This is a genomic window from Oceanobacillus damuensis (assembly GCF_001618145.1).
Classification (GTDB): Bacteria; Bacillota; Bacilli; order Bacillales; family Amphibacillaceae; genus Oceanobacillus; species Oceanobacillus damuensis.
The window spans coordinates 125,239-143,072 of sequence record NZ_LQNF01000006.1; the positions used below are offsets into that span (position 1 = coordinate 125,239).

Below are 17,834 nucleotides of genomic sequence, written 5' to 3' on the forward strand. Positions count from 1 at the left end.
TTATAACCATGGAAAAAGGCTAAGAATATGAAGAAAGAAGGTGAAGTATATGAAAGAGAAAATACTTATGTTTTTTAAAGAAAGTGGTACGAAACCATTGGCAGTTGATGAGATTGAGAGAGAACTGGGAATTGATGATGCTTTGGAATTCAAAGAGGTCGTCAAAGCATTGAACGAGCTGGAGGATGAGGGCGAATTAGTCCGGACACGTAAAAACCGTTTTGGATTGCCCGACAAAATGAATCTTGTAAAAGGTAAGATTCAAATGCATGCAAAGGGATTTGCCTTCCTGATTCCGGATGATCCGGACGAAAAGGATGTTTATATCCATGCAAATGACATGGCCTCTGCAATGAATAATGATAAGGTGCTCGTACGTTTGGAAAAAACAGATGTGGATGGCAACAGACCTGAGGGTAAAGTCATCCGTATATTGGAGCGCGCTGTCATTCAAGTGGTCGGTACGTTTGAGGATAATCGTTCTTTTGGCTTTGTTATAGCAGACGATAAGCGGATACCGAATGATATCTTCATACCGAAAGGCAGCACATTCGGGGCTGTCAGCGGACATAAAGTACTTGCCCGTATCACGAAATATCCGGAAGGCAGGAAGAGTGCGGAAGGGGAAATCATTCATATCCTTGGACATAAAAATGACCCTGGAATTGATATTATTTCCATCATCTATAAGCATGGAATTAACATCGAGTTCCCTGAGGAAGTACTCGAACAGGCAACAAGCACGTCCGAAACAATTAAAGAAGAAGAACTTCAGGGCCGGCGTGATTTGCGGGATGAGATAATCGTTACGATTGATGGTGCCGACGCGAAGGATCTTGATGATGCCGTTACTGTCAAAAAAATGGATAATGGAAATTATAAGCTCGGCGTCTATATTGCTGATGTCAGTTACTATGTGGAAGAGGGTACTCCAATCGATGTGGAGGCATATGAACGAGGAACAAGTGTGTACCTCGTTGACAGGGTTATCCCGATGATCCCGCATCGTCTATCGAATGGAATCTGTTCCTTAAATCCCCAGGTGGACAGACTGACACTTGGTTGTGAAATGGAAATAAACGCTTCTGGGCAAGTAGTGAACCACGAGATTTTCCAGAGTGTCATTAAGACTACGGAGCGAATGACATATAGTGATGTAAATAAGATTTTGGTTGATAAAGACGAAGAACTGCGTGAAAAATACCATCCATTGGTACCTATGTTTGAAGACATGGAGAAGCTTGCTGAAATCCTCCGTAACAAGCGGTTCGGGCGTGGTGCGATTGATTTTGATTTTAAGGAAGCAAAGGTGCTCGTCGATGACACAGGAAAACCCACCGATGTTGTCGTTCGTGAACGATCTGTAGCCGAACGTCTGATAGAGGAGTTCATGCTTGCTGCAAATGAGACGGTTGCAGAGCATTTCCACTGGATGGATGTACCTTTTATCCACCGTATTCATGAAGATCCGGATGAAGGAAAGCTTGAGAAGTTTTTCGAGTTTTTGGCAGGTCTTGGAATCGCAGTAAAAGGGAAATCCAATGAGGTGCATCCACAGGCACTTCAAAAAGTCCTGGAATCCATCCAAGGCGAGCCGGAGGAAATGATTGTTTCCAAGCTGATGCTCCGCTCGATGAAACAAGCCAAGTATGACCCTCAAGGAGTCGGTCACTTTGGTCTCGCAACAGAGTTTTATACACACTTTACCTCTCCAATCAGGAGATATCCGGATTTGATTGTTCATCGGCTGATCCGAACCTTTTTGATCAACAACGAATTGGACAAGAAGACAGCAGCACATTGGAAAGATAGAATGCCTGAAGTCGCAAGACATACTTCGGAGCGGGAGCGTCGTGCGGTTGATGCAGAACGTGATACAGATGATTTGAAAAAAGCCGAATTTATGAAAGATAAGATTGGGGAGGAATTTACCGGTGTCATCAGTTCTGTAACCAATTTCGGGATGTTTATCGAACTGGAGAACACCATTGAAGGGCTCGTGCATATAAGTTATTTAACAGACGATTATTATCATTTTGACGAACGCAGTCATGCATTAATTGGCGAGCGAACTGCAAATGTTTACCGTATTGGGGAAGAAGTGGAGGTAAAAGTTGTCGGCGTTAATACGGACGAGCATACCGTCGACTTTGAACTCGTCGGATTGCCGAAGCCGAAAAAAGCGAGGAAAGCCATTCATCACCAGAAAGTAGTTCCTGCCAATAGGACAGCAAAAAAGAAAAAGAAAAAGAGTAAAAATAAGAATAAAAAATAAGCCAAACAGTTTGGCTTATTTTTTTTGCAATAATTCTACTTTCTAAGCACAAGATAAGTTTAAGCGTTTGACTGGGTTAAACTTAAAATGACATCTATAGCATGCATCATGCATCCTTGTCAACTTAGGCAGCTTATTTCCAGACCTCCTAATTCTGTCTTCACTCTTCGAAGGTTGAGAAATAAGGTGAAAATCAGCACTTGAAAAAATTTTTGTCAACAATCAAAGAAGTGCTGCATATACTTAGGTTAGTAAAAGTTGCATTAAGGAAAACTATTTGTTGACAACAAACTAATTGTCCTATAAACTACATTATAAAGTAGTCGCAGTATAATATCATTTACAAATAGATAAATTGCAGCTTTTCTATATATGGTTTGGAGGGAATATCAGATGGATAATATTTTGTTTGCTTTCTTGTTGACTTTGTTTGCAGGGCTTGCTACCGGGGTAGGGAGTTTACTTGCCTTCTTTGCCAAAACAACGAATACTAAATTCCTATCTTTTGCATTAGGCTTATCTGCCGGCGTCATGATTTACGTTTCCATGGTGGAAATTTTCTTCAAAGCTAAAGATGCACTTACATCTTCAATGGGTGAAACACAGGGATACTGGTATACGATACTTGGCTTTTTTGCTGGTATGCTGTTGATCGGTTTAATTGATAGATTCATTCCTAAATATACGAACCCACACGAAGTTAAAAAAGTAGAGGATATGGAAAAACCGAAACAGCCAATGAACGATCCTGATTTGATGAAAATGGGGGTTTTTACCGCCCTTGCAATAGGGATCCATAATTTTCCGGAAGGGATTGCGACCTTCATCTCGACATTGGAGGATCCGGCAATAGGGGTGGCCATTGCGATTGCTGTTGCCATCCATAATGTACCTGAAGGAATTGCAGTGTCCGTTCCGATATATTATGCTACAGGTAACAAAAGAAAAGCGTTAAAGCTTTCTTTTCTGTCAGGATTGGCAGAACCAGTAGGAGCAGCTGTAGCATTCCTGATTTTAATGCCTTTTTTGAGCGAAACGTTATTTGGGATCATTTTCGCCATGGTAGCAGGAATTATGGTTTTCATTTCACTGGATGAATTACTTCCAGCAGCAAAAAGATATGATGAAACACATATGTCCATTTATGGAGTCATTGCTGGTATGGCTATTATGGCTGTCAGCTTAGTGTTATTGGTTTAATTTATGCATTCTGATTGGAATGGGGGAAAATCTTTGGTAAAATGAGGTTCTATTGTAAGCAGTAGGAGGAACACATATGCCAAAAGGACATGGAAAAACAATTACCCAAAATAAAAAAGCATCACATGATTACTTTATTGAGGAAACATATGAAGCAGGAATTGTATTACAGGGAACAGAGATAAAGTCGCTTCGCAATGGTCGTGTGAATTTGAAAGATTCCCATGCCAGAATAGACAGACATGGAGAGATACAGCTTGTAAATCTGCATATTGCTGAGTACGAGCAAGGGAACCGTTATAATCATGATCCGACCAGAACCCGCAAACTCCTGCTGCATCGTAAAGAAATTGATAAATTAATCGGATTAACCCAGCAGCAAGGCTACGCACTTGTTCCATTGAAGATATATATTAAAAATGGATATGCGAAAGTGCTGATTGGTTTAGGGAAAGGTAAAAAGAAATACGACAAACGGGAGGATCTCAAACGGAAACAAATGAAACGTGATGTAGACCGTGCAATTAAGGAACATGTAAGATAACACTCGTATGGAAATCCACCCATCCCTTGAATTTAGCTGGAATTCTGTTATAATAAGAGTTGCAGGATAATTTAATAATGCTCAAATTTACCGAGCGTTTCTCTTATACGGGGACGTTACGGATTCGACAGGGGTAGTTTGAGCTCAGGTTGCACGTCGAGGTTACGACTCGTAAAACGTTACACGCCTATAATAACTGGCAAAAATAATCAACCTGCTTTAGCAGCTGCGTAAGTAGCCTAAAGCGATCCTTCCTGGCATCGCCCGTGTGGCAGATTGAAGGGTCTCAAATGAAGCGGGCTATACTGCCATCCACCGTCTGAGGATCGGTAGTTGAAATGAATCAGACTAGCTGCTCTGAAGCCTGTTGATAGGCTGAAGAATAAGCGAATCATAATATATCAACTAAGCGTGTAGAGGCCTGAGTGCCGATATCTCTGGACGTGGGTTCGATTAGTAATTTAGTCGCCTTTTGTGGCAACACAAAAGTGAAAATTCGGCTTTATCGGTGAAACCTAAGTTGCTTATAATATAGCAATAAGGCAATACCGAGTGGTATGTGGAGCAATCCAACAGCCATGTATCGACTCATAGGCTGCCTATTGGGTAGTACTAGGATACGAAATCCTGCCATTATGGTAAATATATGTTTCGTATAAAACGCCGAAGGACCTTTCATATAGGTTCAAGATATAGTCAGTGCCATGACGAAAGCATGGATGAGCATGTCCCACCGTCTCCACCAATACATAATGTTGGTGGTTTTTTGTTTTTCTAAAACATAAAAAACTTTCCTTCAAACAATAACTTCTTTTTTAAAGTCTCTTTACTGTACTTTCCATTTCTTGGGGTTCCATTGTTGTAATGGTTTAATATCCATTCGGTCCTTTTCCTTTTCCTATCTATTTTCAAAAATATGTAAATTCCTGTTAAAACTTTAAACACATCTATTCTTTCTCTGAATAAACCGTCTCTTGAAGATTTAGATAATAATTTCATAGTCAGAAGTAATTTTGTCCATAAAAAATGGATACTTTTTTAATAAAATAGAACAAAACAGGTGCAAAATCCCAAGAATCGTTTGAGTATCACTTCTCCTGCTTGGTATATTTGCTACAATTACATATTGGTAATAAAGGGGACAATTATGTTAAATAAACTATCCTTAAAAATTGGGCTGCTGTTTTTTGTTTTCATCTTAATCATTGAGACGCTCTTGTATTTCGTTCTTTATACGAACCTGGCAAATGAACGCATTGAGGAAGTAATGGATAGCTTACTGGCGCGTGGTAATACACATAGCGCTATTCTGGAGGGAGATTTTAATGAATCCACTTTAGAACACGTTGCTATCATGGAGTCCGAATCTGATTTTGCTGTGGTGATTACAGATGCTTCAGGGAATGTGATCGTCAATTCTGATCCAATTGAACAGGAAATGATAGATGTTATTGTACATACGGATTATAATCAAGTGCCTCAAAACGGTAAAGTGCTAGAAGAACGGTGGCCGGAGAAAAAATATATTGCCACGGACAGTCCAATTACAATAAATGATGAACATCAAGGTCACGTATTTATGTTTGCTGATACAAATAATATCAAAAGGATTGTCAATCATCTAAGTGATCAATTTATCGTTATTGGGCTTGTGACAGTCGTTCTGACGATTATTACAGTTTTTATTCTATCCAGACTGATTACAGGACCACTAATTAAAATGAAGGAAGCAACGGAACAATTGAGTAAAGGCAACCATAAAGTGGAGATGCATACAGATCGCAGGGATGAGTTGGGAGAATTAGCAAATTCAATTTCTACGCTGTCTAATGATTTGGAACGCTTGAAAAATGAACGGAATGAGTTTTTGGCCAGTATATCCCATGAACTGCGCACTCCATTAACCTATATCAAAGGATATGCAGATATAGTCAGCCGAGATGACATTTCTGATGAAGAGAAAAATGAGTATATTGAAATCATCCGAGAAGAGTCAGATCAACTGACCGTATTAGTTAAAAATCTATTTGAACTGGCAAAAATGGATCAGAATAAGTTTATCATTGATCAGAAGGATATTGTATATGGAGAACTAATCCATTTGATTACGGAACGTGTTCGGCCTGCACTTCAAGAAAAAAACATTACATTTTCTGTTCGTTGTCCAAACCATATCATTGCACATGTAGACCCGGAAAGAATTCAGCAAGTGTTGTTGAATATATTGGATAATGCAAAAAAACATACCTCGGTAGGGAAAAGAATTTCATTAGAGGTATCTCAAAATAAACGTGAGATCATAACGATTATTTCTGATGAAGGGGAAGGTATTCCTGAAGAGGACCTGCCATATATATTCGAACGTTTATACCGTGTGGAAAAATCCAGATCAAGACTAAGTGGCGGGACTGGATTAGGCTTAGCAATTGCCAAAGAAATTGTAGAGTCACATGGTGGCACCATTGAGGTTAAAAGTGAACTTGGAGCAGGGACTAGCTTTATAATTACGCTGCAGAGAGGTGAACCCATTGAAAAAGGTCCTATTAATCGATGATGAAAAGCGGATGTTGGATTTATTGGCATTGTATCTGAAGCCACATAATTATTTATGCCAAAAAGCGCTGGGAGCAAAAGAGGCTTTATTCTATATGGAAGAAGAGGTATTCGACCTCATTCTGCTTGATGTTATGATGCCTGAAATGGATGGGTGGGAGCTTTGCAAGAGAATAAGACGCCTTTCGGAAGTACCCATTATTATGGTTACAGCACGAGAGCAGAAGGAAGATATCGTAAAAGGGTTGAAACTGGGAGCAGATGATTATATTACAAAGCCTTTGAATGAAGAGGAATTATTAGCTAGAATGGATGCTCTGTTGCGTAGAACAAAGCCAGCGAATCAGATTGAAATAAATAGATTGGTATGGAACGAAGATCGGTTTGAGCTTTCTTATAAAAATAAACAAATAAAGTTAACACCAAAAGAATTTGCCATGATTGGAGTTTTAATGAAAAATCCGGAAAGGGTCTTTTCCAGGGATCAATTAATTGACTTAATATGGGGACTCAGTTCTGAAACGGAAGGGCGAACAGTGGATTCACATGTCAGAAATGTACGGGAAAAAATTCGACAGGCTGGTTTTCCCATCGATGATTATTTTAAAACCGTTTGGGGTATTGGGTATAAGTGGGTTAATAAATGAAAATGCTTATTTTGATAAACGGTTAATCAAAAAGGCAGTTAATCTGCCTTTTAATTTTTCAATAATTTATTTACGCTAGTAAGAATGGCTGTTACGTTTTTATACTGATAGAATGCATTGGGGAGCTAACAGATTATAAACAATATTCGTTAAGTAGGAGATTACTTTTGATTTCTATGCACAGGTTTCTCACTGAATATGTATTAAAACTATTGGGTGTTATAGGTACATAAAATTTTAATAGTTTAAAAATAGCTGCTCAAAGAGGTATATAACCTGCTTTGAACAGCTATTTTCACATAAAGAAATTTCTTAAGCAACATTTTTACATGCCTCAGCGCATTTAAAGCAGGCATCGGCACATTTTTGGCAATGGTCATGATCATGCTTTTTGCATTCGTTCCCACATGCTTCACAAATTTTTGCACAAACTGAGGCTAATTCGGAAACAAATGGTGTGTTTCTTGAAAGGGCCTGTTCTAGATAACTACAGATATCTGCACACTCTCTGTCCAACCGGATACACTCGGCCATCATTTTGATATCTTCCTCTTTTAAGCATGCATCGTAACAATGATTACATGCTACAGCACACTCATGCAAAGAATCAATCAGTCCTTGATATTGTTCATGTGACATTTTTTGAAACCCTCCTGAATTAGTTATATTTTATTCTTTCATAAATATGTTTCCCGCAGTGACTTCAAATAAACTATCTGCCGGAAACTCGATAGAAAATGCATCGTTTTTTAACAATCTATTATGTTTCATTTATATCGTAAATGGTATTAAAGGAATTCAATATGGAATTCGAATTAGTTCGGATTTTTTAGCAGGTGCGAAAAGATTTGCACTAAGTAGGGATATACTGTTACAAACATATAAAACTACGTAATAAATAAATTCATGAAAATGTTTTTCCATGAATGAATGTTCTCATTCCTCATATAATGAACTATTAGGACAAGGTTCAAAAAGGAGAATCATAGATGCCAATTTCATTATATATAACATTAATAAGTGTTTTTATTCTAACAATATTGATTATATGGAAGACTATCTATCACCGAGAGAAAATAACCGTCATGACAGGAATGATGATTTCAATGGTGCTGGGGATGGTTGTTGGGTTAATAATGGGGGTAATACTTGGCGTTCTGCTATCAGGCGATCTGTTTTCTTCCACATTATTGGCAATGATAATTGGAATTGCTGCTGGATTCCTTGCAGGTTTGCTAATTGGTCTGATGGCCGTTTTAGACGGAGCATTAGCAGGGATGATGGGTGGAATGATGGGTGCGATGCTAGGGGAAATGATTGCTCCGGAGCACCAGGATGCTTTAATAAAAGTAATGTTCTTATTATTTATTGGAACGATTATAATTTTGCTTCAATTGATGCAGCAGGAATTTATAAAAAGTAAAGCATTGCTGAGTCAGCCAATTGTCATGACCGTATTGTTTATATTTATTATTATCGGATATAATCAGTTGGGGACAGTGATCCCATCTTCAGATTCACCAAATATCGGCAGCAACCATCATAGTAAGGGTGTGAATAACTTGGTGATTCTAGCTGACGAACATTCTTTTTCTCCAAGTCATACAAAGATAACAGCTGGTAAAATGGTAACCATCACCTTAGACAATATCGGGGAAGTGGAACACGATTTGGAAATAACAGGACTGGAAGCAGAAAATATGGAAGATACTTCACACAATCATCAAGAAATTAAAAGTCAAATCCACGTACATAGCATGTCAGGAGAAAAACAGGACATTTCATTTATTGCCCTTATCCCAGGCAAGTACAGTTTTACTTGCACAATTCCTGGACATGCAGAGTCTGGAATGTTTGGGATAATTGAAGTCTTGCCATCCTAAGCTAAAAAGGAAGAAAGATACCTTACTGGATGCTTCTTCCTTTTGCTTATCCCATATTAACGGAAATTAAGGGATGGTTTGACTCTTTATATGTAAATCTTGATATTTACCTAATATTAAACACAGAAATTGTGGAGAAAATGTGCTGGTTCCGTAACTGTAATAATAGCTTAATATTACATATGGAATCGGTTAGAGATGAAATGATGACATAAATTAAGAGATGTCTTTCATTTTTTGCCCAGTTATATCAGATACTGCTGATGCTGATATTTCTTCAGTATGATAAAGGGTCCGCGGTTTGAAAAATAAAGGAGAAATAAATCACCGTTTTCCAAGGATAGGAACCTTCCTATTTCTATGGGGATTCGAATTGCTCCTCTTTCATTTATGATCATCTTATTATCTACAGTGCCTTCAGTAGCTTTTCGAATCATCAGCTCATTTGATCTGGCAATCAAGGATATTGCAGCTTCATCCCCAGCCATTAGAGATAATCTTTCTCTGATATTTTTTGGTATTGTGATTGTTAGTCTCTTGTTTAACTTACATATAATGCCAGTATCTGTCAGTTGATCTCGCTTAGCTAGCATACTAATAGTTTCACACATTTTTCAATCACCTCAATTAAAATTATTTCTATTATAAGATTAAAATATCAAGAAACCTTGCAGAATCTATTATAAGTTTTAAGATAAGTCATCTTCTGATTCATTGAGTTAAGTTGGCTTTATAATTAGATGTTGTTAGTTTTATAGAAATAGGATAAGATTATTGGATTAATGAATGCACAGAAAAATATGATCAACATCAAGTAGAGGAATGTGGACAATGAACAACGAGTTACTAAAAAATATCGAGGGAAGTTATCTGCTGTCAGAGCGGAAGTCCGCGGATTATTTTGATTTACTTAGTGAGCAAGTCTCTCAACATACTTATGTACAGACATTGACAGAAGATTTTCAGACGTGGAAACAGAATCATATTTATCCTGCTTCCTTGAGATCCTTATTTAAGAGGCAAAATAGAAACCCTGATGCTAATGACTATTATAGATATATTGGTTGGCTGGATAAAGCGGGCAAACTGGATAATTATCTGGACAGAAGCATATCGTATATTTTTATGCGTGATATGGGGAAAGCTGTGGATACACCGGGGATGCAAAGCCGGGTGGAACGTGCAGTTGCAAGGCTAAAACTTCATCTGCTCCCTTCCAGCGATAAAGAACAAAGTGAAAAATCGTTCAGTATGGCCAGACTATATCGTTATGCCCAGAAAGAGGGAGTGGAATCCACTTTCATCTGGGTAATTGAAAAATTAAAGATAGTGAAAGCGAATATACCAGATGGAATGGATGCAGAGGAGGCGCAGCGGAAGCTTATCAAAATCATTGCGGGTGTAGTAATGCAAGCAGTGGAAGAGATGGGGGAGGAAGTCCAGTCAGAAGAGCGTAAGGAGCGATTGGGTCAGGCAATTAGGCTTGGCTATTGCTATGGGTTGACCTATCCATTCATTGATGATCTGCTGGATGCAAGAATCTTATCTGCTGAAGAGGAAAAACAATATTCCGATTTGATACGCACCACGCTGATAACTGGAACTGTTCCGGAATTAGGGGTGTGGACGGGTGGAAATAAGGAACTGATCCGTTATATTCATCGCGAACTCAGAGAGGCTTTTCAGTTTATTAAAGCACATCAGCGTCCGGAGACATGGAAGGAATTTCTCGAGCAATCCTATACATTTTTTAAATCACAGGAAGTGGACCGAGCGAAGGATCTTTCAAATGGTGATTATACGAATGAAGAACTTTATATTCCAGTCATTATGAAATCTGCTTCTTCCCGGTTGATTGTCCGCTCGATAATCAGTGCTCCAGAGAATGTGGGGATTGACAACCGCACCTTTTATTATGGTATTTACAACCAGCTGGCGGACGATTTTGCGGATATGTTTGATGACATGGATCAAGGGGGAGTTACACCGTATACTTATTATTTCAAATACCATGATAAGCGGAAGGATCTTATTAATCCTTTTGAATTGTATTGGGCTGTAATTTCCTATTTGATCCACCACGTGTATCAATCAGACCCAAAGACGAGGGAGGTTATTTTGGATCGCGCGATAAATGGCCTCAAACGATATAAGAAACGAATGGGGACCGAAAAATACAATGAAGTGATGGATGTTTTTGCACCAGGAATTCCAGCATTCCATCGTCTTATCGAGCAGATGGTTCATAAAGCCGATAATGTGGATTTCTTTGATAAGCTGCTCCGGGATTATATGATTTCCAACTTAAAGGATGAACGGAGGGAACAGGAGGAATTCAGAAATACTGTCCAAGCCGTCCGTAAGCAATTGAACAAAGTTCTGCAAATACCTCTAAGCGAAAAGAATGCTCTGATGAAGGAGAGCCTCATCGATGCTGCCAATTACAGTCTGGAAGGGGATGGGAAAAGACTGAGGCCAATTATGACATGGTTCATGGCGGTAAATGGCTATGGGCTGGACAAATCTGCCGTCGTTCCCCTTCTGAAATCGTTGGAGTATATGCATACGGCCTCTTTGATATTCGATGACCTGCCTTCTCAGGATAACGCTTCGCTCCGCAGAGGACGTCCAACCTTGCACGAGGTATATAACCATGGAATTGCGGAATTAACCGGACTGTTTTTGACCCAGAAAGCGACGTGCGAGCAAGCATCGCTTAATCAGTTTGATACGGGGGCGGTGCTTCATTTAATTCACTACTCAGCAAAAATGACTGCAGATATGTGTAAAGGCCAGGCGATGGACCTCGCTTCGAAAGGAAAACAGTTGACTGAGGAAGAATTAAATACTATGTGCTATTATAAGACTGGAATGGCATTCGAAGCTGCACTCCTTATGCCTGCAATTTTAGCTGGTAAAAAGAAGGCGGAAATGGATGCTTTAAAAAAATTCGCCTATCATACAGGGATTGCTTTTCAGATTAAGGATGACTTGCTTGATGTCGAAGGAAATCCAGCATTACTGGGAAAACCTGCGTTCAAAGACATGGAAAACAATCGCGCAACTTTTGTTTCCATTCTTGGGAAAGAATATGCCAGAAAAGTGATGTGGGACCATTATTCCCTTGCAGCAGAAGTACTGGAGGAAATGACGGAAAATGTTATTTTTCTGAAGCATTTCCTGAATTATAGTATAAATAGGGATTTTTGAAAGGCTGCTATGATGGAAAGTGAAATTAGTATACAGCGATGGAGTGTCCAGGAATAATAAGTGAATAGCAAACCATTGCCGCTCTTTGGATAGGATATTCCAAAGGGTTTTTTTCTGGAAAAATTAAGATACACATGGGATGTAATGGATGCATTCTGGAAAGACTGAGTGATATATGCCTGTCTGATAGAAACGAAAGGTTTGAATTTGAGAAAGAAGAGGTAAAGAAATACGGCTCAACGCTTTTCGGCAAATAAGACATATGACAGTCAATGTTGCATTCATGTGGTCTATTAGGAAAGCCAGTTTGGAAATGGAACTTTTAGCAAGGAGATGGATTTTTTGGTATTTTTCTTTTTTATTTTGGCGGCAATCGTTACCGTTTTTACGGCAATGAAATTATCGCAGTATGCAGATGTGATCAGTAAAAAGAGCGCTATGGGCGGTATGCTGGTCGGTACGATATTACTGGCGGGAGCTACGTCGCTGCCCGAGATTACAACGAGTTTTTCGGCAGTAATAATAGGAAATGTTGATATTGCGATTGGTAATATGCTTGGTTCGAATTTATTCAATCTACTGATTATCGCTGTTTTCGATTTAATTTTCAGACGAAAACAGTTGTATCATCTCGTAAGCGGAAGTCATATTTACTCTGCAATCCTGGGACTATTTTTAATGATCATGGTTACTTTGGCGCTCATTGTTAAAATAGATTCCACGATTTTGGGTATTGGCGTTGATTCATTATTGATTCTGGTGGTATATGTAATCGGGATGATTATCATTAGTCAACTGCCTTCCCCCCCTGCTGAGGAGACAGCGGACAGGCAATTGGAAGAGCCGGTAAATAAGAAAGCAGTATCTCTGAAAAAGGCGGTAATTGGTTTTATAGTTGCTGCTGTAATTATTATGGCAGCTGGTAGTGTACTTTCAGTGGCAGGTGACAGGATTGCGATTATCACTGGTCTTGGTTCAAGTTTTGTCGGAAGTTTTCTTATCGCTGCAACAACCTCTTTGCCGGAAGCGGTCTCTGTGTATGCTGCATTCCGTTTAAAAAACCCGAATATGGCTGTTGGTTCCATTCTGGGAAGCAATATGTTCAATATGGTGATATTAGCTGTTTCAGATGCAGTCTATCAAGGCGGATCGATTTTGGCTGATGTATCCAGGTCAAATTTGTATACCGCAATAGGCATTTCCATAATGTCTGCAGTGCTAATTTGGGCACTGATGAGAAAACGTTCCGTATCTATAGGCGTCTACAGTGTGCCGTCGCTTATTACAGTAGTAGGTTATTTTGTTGTATCGTATTTAATTTTTATCGGCTAGTTGGAAGGGTTGCAGTTTGGGACAGCTTATAGAATTAGAACATGTCTTCTCCATGTGGAGAGGGCATGTTTTTTTATTGACAAGCCTCTTTCCCCCCCTGAAATAAACTTGAAATATAAATGTAAGATTATTTTCCAAGCAAGCGTGGAAATAACATATAAGGTTTCCAATACACAAAAATGAAAATATTTTTCGACAAAATTCGGGTAGTGACAGGCACTGGAGGGATTTTTATGAAGGGGATTATATTGGCTGGGGGGAGTGGCACTCGCTTATCTCCCAGTACGGACAGTATTAACAAGCATTTGCTTCCGGTATTTGACAAGCCGATGATTTATTATCCGCTTTCTGTACTTATGCTTGGTGGAATAAAAGAAATTATGATCATTAGTACGCCGGAAGATACCATCCGTTTTGAGAAACTCCTTGGAGATGGGACAGATCTCGGCATCACATTGACATATCGGGAACAGGCAGAACCAAAAGGAATTCCTGAAGCACTTACGATTTCTGAGGATTTTATTGGTGAGGCAAAGGTAGCATTGATTCTCGCAGACAATATTTTTTATGGTCAAGGGTTCACAACGATACTCAGAAACGCAATTAAAAACCATCGTCATGCAACCATCTTTGGCTATCGGGTAAAAGATCCGCGCCGTTTTGGTGTTGTGGAGTTTGATCATCATCAAAAAGCAATCTCTCTCGAAGAAAAACCGGAGGAACCAAAATCCGATTTCGCTGTGACAGGGCTCTATATGTATGACCAAAGGGCGGTTCAGATTGCGAAAAAATTGAAGCCATCTGCACGTGGAGAACTGGAAATAACGGACTTAAATAAAGAATACCTGAAGTGGAATCAGTTGGATGTTGAATTGCTTGGAAGAGGTTTTGCATGGATGGATGCAGGAACACAGGAGTCTCTATTTGAAGCAGCGGAATTTGTTAAAACGACACAGCAGAGACAGGGATTCAAGATTGCCTGTCTGGAGGAGATTGCCTATTACCTTGGATATATAACAAAAGAATCTCTTTACAAAAAAGGGAAATCGATGGAGAAGAATGATTATGGACAGTACCTGATGGATATTGCGGACCGGAAGCATACACAGCAGTACTGGGACTCTATCGATCATCATCCGATGCTGGGGCTGGTAAATCATGAATAAACAAGCGATTCTTATTACAGGCGGGGCCGGTTTTATTGGCTCCAATTTCATTCATTATTTTATGGATCGATATCCGGATCGAAATATTGTGAATATCGATAAGCTGACATATGCTGGTTCAAGAAATAATCTGCTCGAAGTGGAACAGAATCCAAACTATCAATTTATCCATGGAGATATTGCAGATGAAAAACTTGTGACAGAAGTATTCCAAGCGTTTGATATTACAGGTGTCATCCATTTTGCAGCAGAATCACATGTCGACCGCTCGATCGAAGACGCAAGAGCATTTGTTGAAACCAATGTACTCGGTACGTTGACACTTCTGCAGGCGGCAAGAGATGACTGGGAAAAGAAAGGAATGCTTGAAAACAGGCGCTTTCATCACGTTTCGACCGATGAAGTTTACGGATCTCTTGGTGCAGAGGGGAAATTCTCCGAAAAAACACCATATGATCCACGTAATCCATACAGTGCTTCAAAAGCTGGGGCAAATTTGCTTGTGAAAAGCTTCGGGTATACATACGGGATGAATATCGTCATTTCATCGAGCTCGAACAACTACGGCCCGAGGCAGCATCATGAAAAACTGATTCCAACAATCATACAAAAAGCATTTCAAGGAAAGGAAATTCCAATATACGGTGATGGAAAAAACATACGCGACTGGCTTTATGTAGGTGATCACTGCCGTGCGTTGGATATTATTTTTCATCATGGCAATCCAAATGAAACCTATAATGTCGGTGGTGGCAATGAAAAAGCGAATATTACAATGGCCGAACAGATTTGCGGTATTCTCGATCAGATGAAACCTGATATCAAAAGCAAGCTTCATGTAAGCAGTTTTAAAGAGCTGATTCGTTTTACCATTGACAGAAAAGGCCATGACAGAAGATATGCTGTAGATGACAGTAAACTGAGACACGAAATGGGCTGGGAACCGAATGAGGATTTGCAAAAAGGACTTGAGAAAACAGTGGAATGGTATGTGAAGCAATGGGAACTCCAAGCAAGCCATTAATCTCAGTAGTCATACCTGTATATGGTTGTGAAACATGTCTTATTGAGCTTTGTAATCGCATCCGAGATACGATTACAACGATCCCAGCCCAATATGAGATCATTCTGGTAAATGACGCAAGTCCTGACCATGCATGGGATACGATAAAACGATTAAGTTCACAGGATGACAGGATTAAAGGAATTGATCTTTCCCGTAATTTCGGACAGCATCATGCCATAACAGCCGGATTGGATTACACGAATGGAGATTGGATCGTCGTTATGGACTGTGATTTGCAGGACAGACCCGAAGAAATCGCCAATCTGTTTAAAAAGGCAATGGAAGGCTATGAAGTAGTCTTTGCGAATCGAATGGTACGCCAGGATAACTGGTTTAAAAGAAAATCATCCCAGCTGTTTTACCGAATATACGATTATTTCAGTGGACAAATTTCCGATCATTCAACAGCGAATTTCAGCATTAACGAAAAAAAAGTTGTGATGAGTTTCAGAAGAATGCGGGAGCAGAATCGATATTTTCCGCTATTTGTTAAATGGATGGGCTACAGGACAACAAGCATTCCTGTCGAACATAACGCAAGAAAGGAAGGGAAATCCTCCTATAACTTGAGAAAGCTGGTGAACCTGGCAACTGATGCAATCATTTCCCAGTCCAACAAGCCGCTTCGTTTATCCATCCAATTTGGTTTTCTCATTTCACTTGTGTCCTTCCTTTATGCCGTCTATTTATTTTTCCGGTATTTCTTTCTCGATCAGCCGGTACAGGGATGGACAAGTGTCATGGTCTCGATCTTTTTTATCGGTGGATTGATTTTTTTCAATTTTGGCATCCTTGGTTTATATATCGGAAAGATTTTCAATGAAACAAAAGGAAGACCGCTCTATCTAATCAGAGAAACGACGGACGATTCAGACGACACAGTTGAACGGAGCTGATACAAATGCAAAGGACAAAATACTTGGAACCAACACCATGGGACCAACGAAATTTCAATATAAATACCTACCAGCTGACAGAGTATTCCGAGGAAGCGCTTATGGAAACGGATGAAACGGGGGGACATTTCACGATAAAGGTAGACCCGCTTGCAGACACAGCAGCCCTGGTTGAACACGGGTTTTATTATGTGGATACACTGATTGAACCGATTTGCAAAAAAGAGCAGCTGCTTGTACTGAAAAATGATCAGATTCATTTCACAAGAGAATACAACAAAGATGAACTCCTGGACATAGCGGAAGAAGCATTTTCAGGCGGTCGTTTCCATCGCGATTTCAATATACCTGATCAGATGGCGGACAGACGCTATCGTAACTGGGTAAATGACCTGATTGAAAAAGATCTCATTCTGGCACTTGATTATGATGGAAGAACAGCCGGATTTTTTGCATATGAAAATGATAAAATCCTGCTTCTGGCTATAAAACGGGAGTTTCGCGGGATCGGTTTGGCAAAAGCTTTTACAAGTTCCTGTGTTGCAGAGCAATTTAAGCTTACAGGATACGATACATTGCGAACATCTATTTCACCTTCCAACCTGGCATCCTTAAACGTATTCATCTCACTTGGGTTTCGCTTGATAAGCTCAGTGGATGTATATCATAAGCTGAATGGGTCACTTCAGGCTGGAGGGTAACAGATGGGTTATTTCTATATATTGAGCACAATTATTTTTACTGTATATGGCCAGCTTGTCATCAAGTGGACGATGGACAAGCAGGGCGGCCTCCCGGAAGCATGGGGAGAAAAATTTATGTTTCTTATCCAGCTATTGCTTAACCCGTGGATTCTCTCAGGGTTTCTGGCAGCGTTTTTGGCGGCCCTCAGCTGGATGGCGGCAATGACGAAATTTGATATTAGCTATGCCTACCCATTTATGAGCCTGTCATTCGTGCTTGTATTTATTTTATCTGCATTTCTTTTCGGTGAACCTGTCAGCACACAAAAATTGCTTGGGTTCGCATTAATTATTCTAGGTATTATTGTAATGAGGTGAA

15 protein-coding genes and 1 other RNA gene are annotated in these 17,834 nt (G+C 39.6%); 14 read left to right on the forward strand and 2 right to left on the reverse strand.

Features of this window, described 5'->3' with window-relative positions; all coding sequences use genetic code 11:
• The first annotated feature begins 49 nt into the window (after nucleotides 1–49).
• The 6 genes from rnr (at nucleotide 50) to A4245_RS07860 (ending at nucleotide 7,219) form a co-directional block, all read left to right on the forward strand.
• Nucleotides 50–2,275 carry a ribonuclease R gene (gene rnr, locus A4245_RS07835; RefSeq protein ID WP_067727163.1) on the forward strand — a complete coding sequence of 742 codons (2,226 nt, stop codon included), beginning with the start codon at nucleotides 50–52 and terminating at the stop codon, nucleotides 2,273–2,275.
• A gap of 393 nt (nucleotides 2,276–2,668) precedes the next feature.
• Nucleotides 2,669–3,475 carry a zinc transporter ZupT gene (gene zupT / locus A4245_RS07840; protein WP_067727164.1) on the forward strand — a complete coding sequence of 269 codons (807 nt, stop codon included), beginning with the start codon at nucleotides 2,669–2,671 and terminating at the stop codon, nucleotides 3,473–3,475.
• Between the two features lie 76 nt (nucleotides 3,476–3,551).
• Nucleotides 3,552–4,019, forward strand: coding sequence for an SsrA-binding protein SmpB (gene smpB / locus A4245_RS07845; protein WP_067727165.1), 468 nt, complete (start codon nucleotides 3,552–3,554; stop codon nucleotides 4,017–4,019).
• 117 nt (nucleotides 4,020–4,136) lie between these two features.
• Nucleotides 4,137–4,475, forward strand: a transfer-messenger RNA (tmRNA) gene (gene ssrA, locus A4245_RS07850).
• Nucleotides 4,476–5,166: 691 nt separating this feature from the next.
• Nucleotides 5,167–6,573 carry an ATP-binding protein gene (locus A4245_RS07855; RefSeq protein ID WP_067727166.1) on the forward strand — a complete coding sequence of 469 codons (1,407 nt, stop codon included), beginning with the start codon at nucleotides 5,167–5,169 and terminating at the stop codon, nucleotides 6,571–6,573.
• Nucleotides 6,548–7,219, forward strand: coding sequence for a response regulator transcription factor (locus A4245_RS07860; protein WP_067727167.1), 672 nt, complete (start codon nucleotides 6,548–6,550; stop codon nucleotides 7,217–7,219). The genes A4245_RS07855 and A4245_RS07860 overlap by 26 nt, the downstream gene beginning before the upstream one ends.
• Nucleotides 7,220–7,531: 312 nt before the next feature.
• Here the strand turns inward: A4245_RS07860 and A4245_RS07865 are convergent, their stop codons facing one another.
• The gene (locus A4245_RS07865) at nucleotides 7,532–7,858 is read right to left on the reverse strand and encodes a four-helix bundle copper-binding protein (protein WP_067727168.1); all 327 of its coding nucleotides are present in this window, start codon (nucleotides 7,856–7,858) and stop codon (nucleotides 7,532–7,534) included.
• Nucleotides 7,859–8,208: 350 nt separating this feature from the next.
• Between A4245_RS07865 and A4245_RS20345 the strand changes: the two genes are divergently transcribed.
• Entirely contained in the window at nucleotides 8,209–9,102 is an 894-nt protein-coding gene (locus A4245_RS20345; RefSeq protein WP_067727169.1) for a cupredoxin domain-containing protein, read from the forward strand.
• A gap of 245 nt (nucleotides 9,103–9,347) precedes the next feature.
• Here the strand turns inward: A4245_RS20345 and A4245_RS07875 are convergent, their stop codons facing one another.
• A complete protein-coding gene (locus A4245_RS07875) occupies nucleotides 9,348–9,713 on the reverse strand; it encodes an AbrB/MazE/SpoVT family DNA-binding domain-containing protein (protein WP_067727170.1) in 366 nt (121 codons plus the stop codon).
• A 220-nt stretch (nucleotides 9,714–9,933) separates the two neighbouring features.
• On the opposite strand from A4245_RS07875, the gene A4245_RS07880 reads away from it, so the two are divergent.
• The 7 genes from A4245_RS07880 to A4245_RS07910 all read left to right on the forward strand — a co-directional run bounded on the left by A4245_RS07880 (nucleotide 9,934) and on the right by A4245_RS07910 (nucleotide 17,833).
• Nucleotides 9,934–12,312 carry a polyprenyl synthetase family protein gene (locus A4245_RS07880; protein ID WP_067727171.1) on the forward strand — a complete coding sequence of 793 codons (2,379 nt, stop codon included), beginning with the start codon at nucleotides 9,934–9,936 and terminating at the stop codon, nucleotides 12,310–12,312.
• 333 nt (nucleotides 12,313–12,645) lie between these two features.
• Nucleotides 12,646–13,644, forward strand: coding sequence for a sodium:calcium antiporter (locus tag A4245_RS07885; protein ID WP_324609847.1), 999 nt, complete (start codon nucleotides 12,646–12,648; stop codon nucleotides 13,642–13,644).
• Between the two features lie 233 nt (nucleotides 13,645–13,877).
• Nucleotides 13,878–14,810 carry a glucose-1-phosphate thymidylyltransferase RfbA gene (gene rfbA, locus A4245_RS07890; protein WP_067727173.1) on the forward strand — a complete coding sequence of 311 codons (933 nt, stop codon included), beginning with the start codon at nucleotides 13,878–13,880 and terminating at the stop codon, nucleotides 14,808–14,810.
• Nucleotides 14,803–15,834 carry a dTDP-glucose 4,6-dehydratase gene (gene rfbB / locus A4245_RS07895; RefSeq protein WP_067727174.1) on the forward strand — a complete coding sequence of 344 codons (1,032 nt, stop codon included), beginning with the start codon at nucleotides 14,803–14,805 and terminating at the stop codon, nucleotides 15,832–15,834. Before rfbA ends, rfbB begins: the two co-directional genes overlap by 8 nt.
• Entirely contained in the window at nucleotides 15,795–16,772 is a 978-nt protein-coding gene (locus tag A4245_RS07900; protein WP_234402375.1) for a glycosyltransferase family 2 protein, read from the forward strand. The genes rfbB and A4245_RS07900 overlap by 40 nt, the downstream gene beginning before the upstream one ends.
• Nucleotides 16,773–16,777: 5 nt before the next feature.
• Entirely contained in the window at nucleotides 16,778–17,473 is a 696-nt protein-coding gene (locus A4245_RS07905) for a GNAT family N-acetyltransferase (protein WP_067727175.1), read from the forward strand.
• Between the two features lie 3 nt (nucleotides 17,474–17,476).
• Nucleotides 17,477–17,833 carry an EamA family transporter gene (locus A4245_RS07910; RefSeq protein WP_067727176.1) on the forward strand — a complete coding sequence of 119 codons (357 nt, stop codon included), beginning with the start codon at nucleotides 17,477–17,479 and terminating at the stop codon, nucleotides 17,831–17,833.
• Nucleotide 17,834: the final 1 nt, after the last annotated feature.

Coding starts and splice junctions, on each gene's coding strand:
- rnr (WP_067727163.1), top strand. CDS start 50: ATGAAAGAGAAAATACTTATGTTTTTTAAAGAAAGTGGTACGAAACCA.
- zupT (WP_067727164.1), top strand. CDS start 2,669: ATGGATAATATTTTGTTTGCTTTCTTGTTGACTTTGTTTGCAGGGCTT.
- smpB (WP_067727165.1), top strand. CDS start 3,552: ATGCCAAAAGGACATGGAAAAACAATTACCCAAAATAAAAAAGCATCA.
- A4245_RS07855 (WP_067727166.1), top strand. CDS start 5,167: ATGTTAAATAAACTATCCTTAAAAATTGGGCTGCTGTTTTTTGTTTTC.
- A4245_RS07865 (WP_067727168.1), bottom strand. CDS start 7,858: ATGTCACATGAACAATATCAAGGACTGATTGATTCTTTGCATGAGTGT.
- A4245_RS20345 (WP_067727169.1), top strand. CDS start 8,209: ATGCCAATTTCATTATATATAACATTAATAAGTGTTTTTATTCTAACA.
- A4245_RS07875 (WP_067727170.1), bottom strand. CDS start 9,713: ATGTGTGAAACTATTAGTATGCTAGCTAAGCGAGATCAACTGACAGAT.
- A4245_RS07880 (WP_067727171.1), top strand. CDS start 9,934: ATGAACAACGAGTTACTAAAAAATATCGAGGGAAGTTATCTGCTGTCA.
- A4245_RS07885 (WP_324609847.1), top strand. CDS start 12,646: ATGGATTTTTTGGTATTTTTCTTTTTTATTTTGGCGGCAATCGTTACC.
- rfbA (WP_067727173.1), top strand. CDS start 13,878: ATGAAGGGGATTATATTGGCTGGGGGGAGTGGCACTCGCTTATCTCCC.
- rfbB (WP_067727174.1), top strand. CDS start 14,803: ATGAATAAACAAGCGATTCTTATTACAGGCGGGGCCGGTTTTATTGGC.
- A4245_RS07900 (WP_234402375.1), top strand. CDS start 15,795: ATGGTATGTGAAGCAATGGGAACTCCAAGCAAGCCATTAATCTCAGTA.
- A4245_RS07905 (WP_067727175.1), top strand. CDS start 16,778: ATGCAAAGGACAAAATACTTGGAACCAACACCATGGGACCAACGAAAT.
- A4245_RS07910 (WP_067727176.1), top strand. CDS start 17,477: ATGGGTTATTTCTATATATTGAGCACAATTATTTTTACTGTATATGGC.